Below are 12,295 nucleotides of genomic sequence, written 5' to 3' on the forward strand. Positions count from 1 at the left end.
CCGGTTTCCGCCACCGTGGCCCCCGTGATTCCCATCACCGACCAGCCCCGCCTCCTGGTGCTGGACGGCCACTCCATGGCGTTCAGGGCGTTCTTCGCCCTGCCTGCGGACAAGTTCTCCACCGCTTCGGGGCAGCACACCAACGCGATCCACGGTTTCACGTCCATGCTCATCAACCTGATCAAGGAGCAGCAGCCCACCCACGTCGCTGTGGCCTTCGACGTCTCGGACGAGACCACCCACCGGAAGGCCGAGTACAGCGAGTACAAGGGCGGCCGCAACGAGACGCCCCGGGAGATGAGCGGCCAGATCGACCTCATCGACAAGGTCATGGGTGCGTGGGGCATCAAGACCATCAAGATGCCCGGTTACGAAGCGGACGACATCCTGGCAACCCTCGCCGCCATGGGCGAAAAGGCCGGCTACGAAGTGCTGCTGGTGACGGGCGACCGCGATGCCTTCCAGCTGATTACGGACAACGTGTTCGTGCTGTACCCCAGGAAAGGCGTCAGCGACATTCCCCGCCTGGACGCCCCTGCCATCCAGGAAAAGTACTTCGTCACCCCGGCCGAGTACTCCGACCTCGCCGCCCTGGTGGGGGAGTCGGCGGACAACCTCCCGGGCGTGCCCGGCGTCGGTCCCAAGACGGCCGCCAAGTGGATCAACCTCTACGGCGGACTGGAAGGCGTGCTGGAACACCTCGATTCGATCGGCGGCAAAGTCGGTGACGCCCTCCGCGAGAACGTGGAGTCCGTCAAGCGCAACCGCCGGCTGAACAGGCTCCACACCGACCTGGACCTGCCCGTGACGCTTGACGACCTGGCAGAGCCGCGGCCGGACCAGGCAGCCCTGGAGCAATTGTTCGATGAGCTGGAGTTCAAGACCATCCGCACCCGCCTCTTCGCCCTCTACGGGAGCGACGACGTGGACCTCGCAGAACGGGAAAGCCTTGACATCCCGGACTACGCCACGCCGGCCGGAGCAGCCGAGCTGGAGGCCTTCCTGGCCGCAGGCACCGGGCAGCGGTCCGCCGTCGCCGTCGACCTCGTCCCGGGACGGATCGGGGAGGACGCCGCCGCGCTGGCAATCGTCCGGGACGGAGCCGCCGCCTACATCGACCTTTCGAGCCAGGATGCCGAGGCCGAAAACGTACTGGCCGCGTGGCTGCGCGACCCCGAAGCGCCCAAGGTGATGCACGGTTTCAAAGCCGCCCTGAAAGCGCTGACCGCCCGCGGCCTGGAACTTGAAGGCGTCGTGGACGACACCTCGATTTCCGGCTACCTCATCCAGCCCGACCGCCGCACCTACGAGCTCGCGGAGCTGGCGCAGCACCACCTCAACATCGAAATCTCCACCGCCGTTGCGAAGGCCGGACAGCTGGAGCTGGCGTTCGACGGCGACGACTCGGCCGCGGCCGGCGAACTTGTCCACGCCGCCGCCGTCGTCCAGACGCTCAGCCGCTACTTTGAAGCGGAGCTGAAGGAGCGCAAGGCGGAGGAACTGCTCTCCACCCTTGAGCTGCCGGTCAGCAGGGTGCTGGCTGACATGGAGCTCGCCGGCATTGCGATCGACATGCAGCGGATGGATGAGCAGCTGGCTGACCTGGCCAAGGTGATCGACAACGCCCAGGAGCTGGCGTTCGCCGCCATTGGCCACGAGGTCAACCTGGGATCGCCCAAACAGTTACAGACCGTCCTCTTCGAGGAACTGCAGCTGCCGAAGACGAAGAAGATCAAGTCCGGTTACACCACCGACGCCGCCTCGCTGAAGAACCTGCTGGAAAAGACCGGGCACGAATTCCTGGTGCAGCTGATGGCCCACCGCGAGTCCTCGAAGCTGCGCCAGATGCTGGAGTCGCTCAAGAAGTCCGTGACCGAGGACGGCCGGATCCACACCACGTACGCGCAGAATGTCGCCGCCACCGGACGGATCTCGTCCAACAACCCCAACCTGCAGAACATCCCCATCCGCAGCGAGGAGGGCCGCCGGGTCCGCGGCATCTTCGTGGTCAGCGACGGCTATGAATGCCTCTTGTCCGCGGACTATTCGCAGATCGAAATGCGGATCATGGCGCACCTCTCGGGGGATGAAGGCCTGATCCAGGCATACCGGGACGGCGAGGACCTGCACCGGTTCGTGGGATCGAACATCTTCCACGTGCCCACCGACCAGGTCACCAGCGCCATGCGTTCCAAGGTCAAGGCGATGTCCTATGGCCTTGCCTATGGCCTGACGTCGTTCGGGCTCTCCAAACAGCTGGAGATTTCCGTTGACGAGGCCCGAACCCTGATGAAGGAGTACTTCGACCGCTTCGGAGCCGTCCGCGACTACCTGCGCGGCGTGGTGGATCAGGCCCGGATCGACGGGTACACCGCCACCATCGAGGGCCGCCGGCGGTACCTGCCGGACCTCACCAGCACGGACCGGCAGCTGCGCGAAAATGCGGAACGCATCGCGCTGAACTCACCGATCCAGGGCTCGGCGGCAGACATCATCAAACGGGCCATGCTGGGCGTGCACGCGGAACTGAAGGCCCAGGGCCTGAAATCGCGCATGCTCCTCCAGGTCCACGACGAACTGGTGCTTGAAGTTGCCCCCGGCGAGCGTGTTGCAGTGGAGAAACTGGTCACCGAACAGATGGGCTCCGCCGCGGACCTCAGCGTGCCGCTGGACGTCCAGATCGGCGTCGGTCCGAGCTGGTACGACGCCGGGCACTAGCAGTTTTAGGACGCGCAGGACGCCGCCAACCCGGCGTCCTGCGCGTTGGTTCATTCGGTTCAAGGGGGAGCAGCACGTGGCAGAAAAGTATGAGATCCGTCGTTTCAGGGCAGCGGAGAAGGGTGTGCCCGGCTATGAGCAGGGAACCGATTGGATCCAGGCCGTGGGCTTCGGATTCCACGACACCCGCCGGAACGACGATTACGTGGACAAGATCATGGCCATGTACCGCACGGACGGACGCGAGCTGACCGGCGTCTACCAGACGGGTGCAGTGGCGCAGCATTCTTTGGGTGCCAGTGTCCCCGTGGCAACATTCGGCACGCTCCGGCGGGACCTGAATGTCGGGTACGGCCGCCAGCTTCTCACGCACATGGTGACGGCAGTGACCGTGCGCGGAACCCATCGGCGTCAGGGCCTTTTGCGCCGCATGATGACCGAAGACCTTACCGCGGCGAAGGCGGACGGCCTGGCGATTGCCGCGCTGACCGCCTCCGAGGGCTCCATCTACGGGAGGTTCGGCTACGGCGTCGCAACGTTTGAGCGCAGCATCAAGGTGGATACCGGACCACGGTTCGCTCTCCGCCACCAGCCTTCCGGCACGGTGGAGATCGCCGACCGGAAGGTGCTCCTCGAACTGGCCCCTGAAGTGTTCGAGCGCGTGCACCGCCACACTCCCGGTTCCATCGTCCGGCAGGATGCCTACCGGCAGAACATCTCCGGAACCGTGGGCCGCGACGGTAACGAAGATGAAGCCATCAAGTGCGCGTTGCATTACGACGCTGCCGGAGCAGTGGATGGCTACGTCTCGTATAAATTCGCCGGCTGGGACACCAAGCCCTACACGGTGGAAATCGTGGACCTGGTGGCAGCAACGGATGATGCCTACCTGGAGCTCTGGCAGTTCCTGGGCAGCATCGACCTCATCCAGCGTGTCAGCTGGGCCGACGCACCGGTGGACGATCCTCTGGTGTGGGCGCTTGCGGACCCGCGCTGCGTCGAAGCCTCCGACCACCGGGATATGCTCTGGCTCCGGATCCTTGACAGCGTTCAGGCGCTCGGTGCCCGGCGATACTCCGCAGGCGGACGGCTGGTCCTGGAAGTCGAGGACGCCCTGGGATTCGCCGGCGGAACGTTCATCCTTGACGTCAGCGGCGGCGAGGCCAGTGTTTCGGGAGCACCGGCCGGGGCGCACCCCGACCTGTCGATGGACGTGGCCGATCTCGCCTCGATCTACCTCGGCGCCGTGTGTCCGGTGACGTTGAAGGCGGCGGGGCGGATTCGGGAACACACGTCCGGTGCCGCACTCCGGGCACGGCTCATGTTCGCCGTCGAACGCGCGCCCCACTGCCTGACGCATTTCTAAAAGGGGTTTCGGGCCGCCATTCCCGCCCCTGCCGCTTTGACCGGGGTTGGAGGGTACGACTAGAATAAACGGGCGTGTACTACGTGCGCGTATCTAGAATCCACAAATCAGGATGAACCTGGCAGAACCATGCGTTCTGCCAACATCCGCGCACTCGTCAATACGGGTGGGCGGCGGTCCGCCTGACCGACTAACTATCCACAACGGAGCCCCTACTACATGACCATCACCTCCACCGAGAAGCCCGGTACCCCCGTAGTCGCGATTAACGACATCGGTACCGCTGAGGACTTCCTCGCAGCAGTCGACGCCACCATCAAGTACTTCAACGACGGAGATCTCGTCGAAGGTACCGTCGTCAAGGTCGACCGCGACGAAGTTCTGCTCGACATCGGTTACAAGACCGAAGGTGTCATCCCCTCCCGCGAGCTGTCCATCAAGCACGACGTTGATCCCGGAGACGTCGTCTCCGTTGGCGATCAGGTCGAAGCCCTGGTGCTCACCAAGGAAGACAAAGAAGGCCGCCTGATCCTCTCCAAGAAGCGTGCTCAGTACGAGCGCGCCTGGGGCGACATCGAGAAGGTCAAGGAAGAAGACGGTGTCGTCACCGGTACCGTCATCGAGGTTGTCAAGGGTGGTCTTATCCTCGACATCGGTCTGCGCGGCTTCCTGCCCGCATCCCTCGTCGAGATGCGCCGTGTGCGCGACCTTGCTCCGTACATCGGTCAGCAGATCGAAGCCAAGATCATCGAGCTGGACAAGAACCGCAACAACGTTGTGCTGTCCCGCCGTGCATGGCTCGAGCAGACCCAGTCCGAGGTCCGCTCCACGTTCCTCAACAAGCTGGAAAAGGGCCAGGTTCGTCCCGGCGTCGTTTCCTCCATCGTCAACTTCGGTGCCTTCGTGGACCTGGGCGGCGTAGACGGCCTGGTTCACGTTTCCGAGCTGTCCTGGAAGCACATCGACCACCCGTCCGAGGTTGTCGAAGTTGGCCAGGAAGTCACCGTCGAGGTTCTCGAGGTCGATCTGGACCGCGAGCGTGTTTCCCTGTCGCTCAAGGCTACGCAGGAAGATCCGTGGCAGACCTTCGCCCGCACCCACGCCCTCGGCCAGGTTGTTCCGGGTAAGGTCACCAAGCTCGTTCCGTTCGGTGCGTTCGTTCGCGTCGAAGACGGCATCGAAGGCCTCGTGCACATCTCCGAGCTGGCAGTCCGCCACGTGGAGCTGGCTGAGCAGGTTGTCTCCGTTGGCGACGAGCTGTTCGTCAAGGTCATCGACATCGACCTCGAGCGCCGCCGCATCTCCCTCTCCCTCAAGCAGGCTAACGAGGGCGTTGACGCTGACAGCACCGAATTCGATCCGGCTCTCTACGGCATGGCCGCTGAGTACGACGAAGAGGGCAACTACAAGTACCCGGAGGGCTTCGACCCGGAGTCCAACGAGTGGCTTGAAGGCTACGAGAACCAGCGCGCAGCCTGGGAGCAGCAGTACGCTGACGCCCAGACCCGCTGGGAAGCACACAAGAAGCAGGTTGCCCAGCACGCTGCCGACGACGCTGCAGCTGCAACGTCCGGTGACAGCGATTCCGGCACCACCAGCTACTCCTCCGAGCCTGCTGCAGCCGAGACCGGTGCAGGCACGCTTGCTTCGGACGAGGCTCTTGCAGCACTGCGCGAGAAGCTGACCGGCAACTAATTTCCCGGTTTGCCCCGGACTTAAGTCCGGTGGCACCAGGCAGCTAGCAAGCTGAAGGTGGCCGTCCCCGTAAGGGGGCGGCCACCTTTTTGTCTGCCGGCAGGCTCTGCCTAGCCCAGCAACCGGTCGGTCGCAGGGTCCGCGCTTCCACCGAAGTACCTGTCGAGGACCTCCTGGAACACTGGCTCGTCAGGAGCGGCGCGCAGGAACAGCGTCATGGAGGACTGCAGCTTCCGGGCGTCGATCCCGCCGAAGATCCCGACGGCGCTGAGTCCGGTATGGGCGGCAACGGCCCGGGAGCAGTCAAGGAGCCGCGGACCAAGTACCGGGTGACCCCCGTAGGCCTTGGCCTCGGCCAGCGACGTGACGGCATACTTCCGGGACGTGGCGCTCTGTCCGAGGCCGGCGATCTGCGGGAAGATAAACCACATCCAATGGCCCTGCTTGGATCCGTTGGATATTTCGTCCAGGGCCCTCTGGTAGGTTCCGCTGGCGTTCTGGGCCTGCACGAAGCGTGCAAGGTCGAAGGGATCTTCCACAGCTGCCTCCTCTGCTCAGTTGGACGCTGTCCATCCATCCAACCACCGGCCCGGCCTCGTGACGAGGGCTTGCGGCCTCAGCGAAGGGTGATCCGCGCCGTCACCGCTGGGCTCAACCCATCCCCGGACAGCTGCGCCCCGGCGGAGCGTAGGAGCGCCTGTGCGGCCGTGTTCCCGGCGGTAGTCTCGGCCTGCAGCACTGAGGCGCCGGCGCCCACGGCCACGGCGCAGACGAGCCTCACCGCCTCCCGGCCGATGCCCAGGCCACGGAAGCTTCGGCCCAGCCACATCCCGGTTTCCAGCGACGCCATCCCGGGCGTGGTGGTTCCGGTGCGCTTGAGCCGGATCGAGCCGGCCACCCGGCCGCCAAAACTGACAGCCCAGGATTTCTGGCCGTCCGGGCCGTCGAGGCCGGCCGCCGCAGCGCGGTGGTAGTCACGGAACCAGCCGATCCGCTCAGCGTTCCAGCCGGAGGTGGCACCCAACGGGGGAGTGACCTCGTCGGCAGCTGCTTCCGTGAGTGCGAGGTCCAGCAGCGCTGCCAAAACTTCCTCGTTGACGTCGAGCAGCTCCACACTGCCCGCGAGGGGCGGTGCGTGTTCAGAATGCGAAGACTGTTCAGAAGGGGACATCGATCCATTCCGCTTCTTCCGGCCGCAGGACGGCGCTGCCGGCTGTCAGGGACGCAAGCCGTGCGGCGGCCCGGTCCAGTTCGTCAGGCTGGTCGGCCAGGGCCACCCTGAGAACAGTGGTCCTCGCCTCGTAGCTGGTCTCCGCCATCACATAGCCGGCGGCGCGGAGGTCGTTTTCCAGCCTTCCGGCGGCGGAATGCGGAACCTCCACGGAGCAGATCCGAAGCCGGCGGCGCCGGACCAGCGGTGCCAGGTCCAGCGCGGAGGAGACCGATTCGGAATAGGCGCGCACCAGACCACCCGCACCCAGCAGGATCCCGCCAAAATAGCGGACGACGACGGCGGTGACGTCGCTCAGGTCAGTCACCCCGGGCAATGTCTCCCGCCGGAGGAGGGCCTCGAGCATGGGGATGCCGGCGGTTCCGGACGGCTCGCCGTCGTCGTTGGAGCGCTGGATGTCACGGTCCGGTCCCAGGACGAAGGCGGAGCAGTGGTGCCGGGCGTCGTGGAATTCCTTGCGCAGTCCGGCCACCAGGTTCCTTGCGCCTTCTTCGTCGCCGCTACGCCGGATCACGGTGATGAACCGCGACCGTTTGATCTCGAGTTCATGGCGGAAATCCGGCCCGGCCGCCAGGGTGGTGTAGGCAGTGGCCCTGCTTTCATCCTCTTGCACCGCCCAAGTCTAGTCCGGGGATGCGCCCACGCGGTCAGGGGTGGTGGTGGGTGGGGACTAGTCTGGTGGGGTGCTGAAGATCGGGTTGACAGGCGGCATCGCCTCGGGGAAGTCAGTTGTAGCCTCGCGTTTGCGCGAACTGGGGGCCGTCCTGGTTGACGCCGATGCCCTCGCTCGTGAGGTGGTGGAGCCGGGCACCCCCGGACTGGGCCGCGTGGTGGAAGCATTCGGGGCGGACATGCTGGCTGCGGACGGCGGGCTGGACCGGGCCCGGCTTGGCGCGCTGGTGTTTGGCGACCCGGACAGGCTCGCGGTGCTCAACGGCATCGTTCATCCCCTCGTCCGGGAGCGGGCCGCCGCGATGATTGACGCCGCCCCCGGCGGCGCCGTCGTCGTACAGGACATTCCCTTGCTCGTGGAAACGGGCCAGGGCAGCAATTTCCATCTCGTGCTGGTAGTGGATGCACCCGATGAGGTGCGGGTGCGGCGCATGGTGGCACTGCGGAACATGACCGAAGAGCAGGCCAGGTCACGGATGGCGGCGCAGGCCGCCAGGGACGACCGACTGGCCGCCGCGGACGTAGTGCTGGACAACTCCGGAAGCATTGATGAACTAAAAGCCGCCGTTGACGTCCTGTGGACCAGTCGGCTGGCCCCTTTTGCGGACAACATCAGCAAGCGGCGGGCGGCGCCGCGGACGGGCGGGCCGGTGCTTGCGCCGGCCGATCCGACGTGGGAAGCCCAAGCCGCCCGCCTCGCCGCCCGGCTGCAGGCTGCGGCTCCCGCGGACATCGTGGCGGTGGATCACATCGGCTCCACCGCCGTGCCGGGGCTTGACGCCAAAGACATTATTGACCTCCAGTTGACCGTTGCGGACCTTGAGACCGCGGACCGGATCGCGCCGCTCCTCGCCGCGGCGGGCTTTCCGCTGTGGCCGGGAGTGTTTGCCGACAGCCCGCAACCGTCGCACCCTGATCCGGCCGACTGGGCCAAGCGCCTGCACGGGAACGCCGACCCCGGCCGGCCCGTCAACCTGCATGTCCGGGCTGCGGGCTCGCCCGGCTGGCGGTTTGCCCTGTGTTTCCGGGACTGGCTCCGTGGCGATGCTGCGGCCAGAAGCGACTACCTGGCGGAGAAGCGGAGGGTCGCCGCCCTCCACAGCGTGGACAAGTCGACGGCGGGCTACGCGGCGGACAAGGAAGCATGGTTCGCGGAGCATGCCGCCGGCCGGATGGACGCGTGGGTGCAGCGCACGGGGTGGCAACCGCCGTCGTACGCAACAGCGTCAGCCACCGGTGCGGCTGCCGGCGCCGTCAGCGGTACTGCCCAAAGCTGAATTGGGGCACGTTGTCAGAGCCCGGCGGTAGATTATATTCATGAGTCTTGCCCAGGAAATCAACCGTGTCGTGGCTCCGTTCGAGGTCATCAGTGAGTTCAAGCCGGCGGGCGACCAGCCGGCCGCCATCGCGGAGCTGACCGAGCGTATCAAGAACGGCGAAAAGGACGTAGTGCTGCTTGGCGCCACCGGTACCGGTAAAAGCGCGACGACGGCATGGCTCATTGAGCAGGTCCAGCGTCCCACCCTGGTGATGGTGCAGAACAAGACCCTCGCCGCGCAGCTGGCCAACGAATTCCGCGAACTGCTCCCGAACAACGCCGTCGAGTACTTCGTGTCTTACTACGACTACTACCAGCCGGAAGCCTATGTAGCGCAGACGGACACCTTCATCGAGAAAGACTCCTCCGTCAACGAGGAGGTCGAACGCCTCCGCCACTCCGCCACTAATTCCCTGCTGACCCGACGTGACGTGATCGTGGTGGCCACCGTGTCCTGCATCTACGGCCTGGGCACTCCGGAAGAGTACATCGCCGGGATGGTGACGCTCCGCAAGGGCGCGGAGATGAACCGCGACGACCTTCTCCGGAAATTCGTCTCCATGCAGTACACCCGCAACGACATGGACTTCCACCGCGGCACTTTCCGGGTCCGCGGCGACACCGTGGAAATCATCCCGATGTACGAGGAACTCGCCATCCGGATCGAGTTCTTCGGCGACGAGATCGAGAACATCCACACGCTCCACCCCCTGACCGGCGAGGTGATCCGGGACGAAGACGAGATGTACGTGTTCCCTGCCTCGCACTACGTGGCCGGACCGGAACGCATGGCCCGGGCCATCAAGCGGATCGAGGACGAACTCGCCGAACGGCTGCAGGTGCTCGAAAGCCAGAACAAGCTCGTGGAAGCCCAGCGGCTCCGGATGCGCACCACCTACGACCTCGAAATGATGCAGCAGATGGGCTTCTGCAACGGCATCGAGAACTACTCGTCGCACATTGACGGCCGCGCCCGCGGCACGGCGCCGCACTGCCTCATCGACTACTTCCCGGATGACTTCCTGCTGGTCATCGACGAGTCCCACGTGACGGTGCCTCAGATCGGCGCCATGTACGAGGGCGACATGTCCCGCAAGCGGAACCTGGTGGACTTCGGCTTCCGGCTGCCCTCGGCGATGGACAACCGGCCGCTTAAGTGGGACGAGTTCCAGGAGCGCGTGGGCCAGACCGTGTACCTCTCCGCCACTCCCGGCAAGTACGAACTCGGCAAGTCCGACGGCTTCGTGCAGCAGATCATCCGTCCCACCGGCCTGATCGACCCTGAGGTGGTGGTCAAGCCCACGAAGGGCCAGATCGATGACCTGCTGGGGGAGATCAAAACCCGCACGGCGAAGAACGAACGCGTCCTGGTTACCACCCTCACCAAACGGATGGCGGAAGACCTGACCGACTACCTGCTGGGCCACGGCGTGAAGGTGGAGTACCTGCACTCCGACGTGGACACACTCCGCCGGGTGGAGCTGCTGCGGGAACTCCGGATGGGTGTCTTCGACGTCCTGGTCGGCATCAACCTGCTCCGGGAAGGCCTCGACCTCCCCGAAGTTTCGCTGGTCAGCATCCTCGACGCGGACAAGGAAGGCTTCCTGCGGTCCTCAACCTCCCTGATCCAGACCATCGGCCGCGCCGCCCGTAACGTGTCGGGACAGGTGCACATGTACGCCGACCGCATCACCGATTCCATGGCGCACGCGATCGACGAGACCAACCGCCGCCGTGCCATCCAGGTTGCCTACAACACGGAAAACGGCATCGACCCGCAGCCGCTGCGGAAAAAGATCGCGGACATCACGGACCAGCTGGCCAAGGAGGATGCGGACACCCGCGAACTGCTGGCCGCTGCAGGGAAAACCCGGGGCAAGGGCAAGGGCGCGTCAAAGGTGCGCCAGGACGGCCTGGCGGCCGCGCCGGCGGAGGACCTTGTGGGCCTGATCGAGCAGCTGACGGAACAGATGCACGCCGCGGCCGGCGAACTGCAGTTCGAACTGGCCGCCCGGTTGCGCGATGAAGTAGGGGAATTGAAGAAGGAACTGCGGCAGATGCAGGCCGCCGGCCACGCCTAGGGTAAAGTTGTTGTCACGTAGGGGAGTATCCCAAGCGCTACGATCGTCAACACGCACGGCATAGATGCCCTGCCGGGCGTAGCGGGCTGCCGTTTCAGCACGAAGTGCGCAGGCAAGCCGGAGAGACTTACACCGCATCTCTGTACCCTGCGAAAGGCATCCCTGTGCTCGAACTACCCGTCTGGTTCGAGGTCGGCTCACTCGTCGTCCTCGGCCTCATCCTCCTCATTGACCTGTTGCTGGTTGTCCGGCGCCCCCACGAACCTTCCATGAAGGAAGCCGGCCTCTGGGTGGCGTTCTACGTATCGCTCGCCCTGGTCTTTGCCGGCGCGATGTTCGCCTTCACCGGCCCGGAGTTCGGCGGCCAATTCGTTGCCGGCTGGGTGACGGAATACAGCCTCAGCATCGACAACCTCTTTGTCTTCATCATCATCATGGCGCGCTTCTCCGTTCCCCGTAAGTACCAGCAGGAAGTGCTGATGGTGGGCATCATCATCGCGCTGATCCTGCGCGGCATCTTCATCCTGCTCGGCGCCATCGTGATCGAGCAGTTCAGCTGGGTCTTCTACATCTTCGGCGCCTTCCTGCTCTGGACCGCCTGGAAGCAGGCCCAGGACGAGGGCGAGGACGAAGAGGACAAGGAAAACCCGCTGATCGCGAGGCTCCGCAAGGTGATTCCGATGTCGGAGAAGTTCGACGGCGGCAAGCTGCGCACCACGGTTAACGGCAAGAAGGTCTTCACCCCGATGCTGATCGTTTTTGTCACGATCGGCCTGACCGACCTGCTGTTCGCTGTCGACTCCATTCCGGCGATCTTCGGCCTGACCCAGAGCCCGTTCATTGTCTTCACCGCAAACCTCTTCGCCCTCATGGGCCTGCGCCAGCTGTACTTCCTGCTGGGCGGCCTGATGAACCGCCTGATCTACCTGAAGCACGCACTGTCCTTCATCCTGGCATTCATTGGCGTCAAGCTGGTCCTCCACGCAATGCACGTCAACGAACTTCCGTTCATCAACGGCGGCCATCACATCGAGTGGGCTCCGGAGATCCCGACGTTCGTGTCGCTGGCTGTCATCGTGGGCACCATCGTTGTCGCCGTGATCGCCAGCCTGGTGAGCTCCAAGGCTGCACAGTCGAAGTTGGACGCCCGTCTCGAAGAGGACGCCCGCAAGAGCATGAGCGACGCCGAGTAGTCACCGCACCGTTTCACGTAT

At 64.8% G+C, this 12,295-nt stretch carries 9 protein-coding genes; 6 read left to right on the forward strand and 3 right to left on the reverse strand.

The features are described from left to right. The first annotated feature begins 75 nt into the window (after positions 1-75). The 3 genes from polA to rpsA all read left to right on the forward strand — a co-directional run bounded on the left by polA (position 76) and on the right by rpsA (position 5,779). Positions 76-2,718, forward strand: coding sequence for a DNA polymerase I (gene polA, locus ACSQ1X_RS10395; protein WP_436059321.1), 2,643 nt, complete (start codon positions 76-78; stop codon positions 2,716-2,718). Between the two features lie 76 nt (positions 2,719-2,794). Beyond that, positions 2,795-4,084, forward strand: a complete 1,290-nt coding sequence (locus tag ACSQ1X_RS10400; RefSeq protein WP_436057624.1) for a GNAT family N-acetyltransferase — start codon at positions 2,795-2,797, stop codon at positions 4,082-4,084. Positions 4,085-4,303: 219 nt separating this feature from the next. After that, the gene (gene rpsA, locus ACSQ1X_RS10405; RefSeq protein WP_011691911.1) at positions 4,304-5,779 is read left to right on the forward strand and encodes a 30S ribosomal protein S1; all 1,476 of its coding nucleotides are present in this window, start codon (positions 4,304-4,306) and stop codon (positions 5,777-5,779) included. Between the two features lie 110 nt (positions 5,780-5,889). Here the strand turns inward: rpsA and ACSQ1X_RS10410 are convergent, their stop codons facing one another. The 3 genes from ACSQ1X_RS10410 to ACSQ1X_RS10420 all read right to left on the reverse strand — a co-directional run bounded on the left by ACSQ1X_RS10410 (position 5,890) and on the right by ACSQ1X_RS10420 (position 7,623). Continuing rightward, positions 5,890-6,318: a DUF1810 domain-containing protein gene (locus ACSQ1X_RS10410; protein ID WP_436057625.1), complete on the reverse strand. Its 429-nt coding sequence runs from the start codon at positions 6,316-6,318 to the stop codon at positions 5,890-5,892. Positions 6,319-6,395: 77 nt separating this feature from the next. Continuing rightward, positions 6,396-6,950 carry a GNAT family N-acetyltransferase gene (locus ACSQ1X_RS10415; RefSeq protein WP_436057626.1) on the reverse strand — a complete coding sequence of 185 codons (555 nt, stop codon included), beginning with the start codon at positions 6,948-6,950 and terminating at the stop codon, positions 6,396-6,398. Beyond that, on the reverse strand, positions 6,937-7,623 hold the full coding sequence (locus tag ACSQ1X_RS10420) for an IMPACT family protein (protein ID WP_436057627.1): 687 nt from the start codon (positions 7,621-7,623) through the stop codon (positions 6,937-6,939). The genes ACSQ1X_RS10415 and ACSQ1X_RS10420 overlap by 14 nt, the downstream gene beginning before the upstream one ends. Before the next feature lie 70 nt (positions 7,624-7,693). On the opposite strand from ACSQ1X_RS10420, the gene coaE reads away from it, so the two are divergent. The 3 genes from coaE (at position 7,694) to ACSQ1X_RS10435 (ending at position 12,274) form a co-directional block, all read left to right on the forward strand. Beyond that, a complete protein-coding gene (gene coaE / locus ACSQ1X_RS10425) occupies positions 7,694-8,959 on the forward strand; it encodes a dephospho-CoA kinase (protein WP_436057628.1) in 1,266 nt (421 codons plus the stop codon). A 40-nt stretch (positions 8,960-8,999) separates the two neighbouring features. Beyond that, on the forward strand, positions 9,000-11,081 hold the full coding sequence (gene uvrB, locus ACSQ1X_RS10430; protein WP_436057629.1) for an excinuclease ABC subunit UvrB: 2,082 nt from the start codon (positions 9,000-9,002) through the stop codon (positions 11,079-11,081). Between the two features lie 164 nt (positions 11,082-11,245). Continuing rightward, entirely contained in the window at positions 11,246-12,274 is a 1,029-nt protein-coding gene (locus tag ACSQ1X_RS10435; protein ID WP_055805948.1) for a TerC family protein, read from the forward strand. Positions 12,275-12,295 lie beyond the last annotated feature (21 nt).

Origin of the sequence: Arthrobacter sp. LjRoot78 (assembly GCF_964254335.1) — a bacterium.
GTDB lineage: Bacteria > Actinomycetota > Actinomycetes > Actinomycetales > Micrococcaceae > Arthrobacter.

What these genes read in the sequence shown, in the direction of transcription:
- uvrB (WP_436057629.1), top strand. Translation starts at nt 9,000, where the DNA reads ATGAGTCTTGCCCAGGAAATCAACCGTGTCGTGGCTCCGTTCGAGGTC.
- rpsA (WP_011691911.1), top strand. Translation starts at nt 4,304, where the DNA reads ATGACCATCACCTCCACCGAGAAGCCCGGTACCCCCGTAGTCGCGATT.
- ACSQ1X_RS10415 (WP_436057626.1), bottom strand. Translation starts at nt 6,950, where the DNA reads ATGTCCCCTTCTGAACAGTCTTCGCATTCTGAACACGCACCGCCCCTC.
- polA (WP_436059321.1), top strand. Translation starts at nt 76, where the DNA reads ATGGCGTTCAGGGCGTTCTTCGCCCTGCCTGCGGACAAGTTCTCCACC.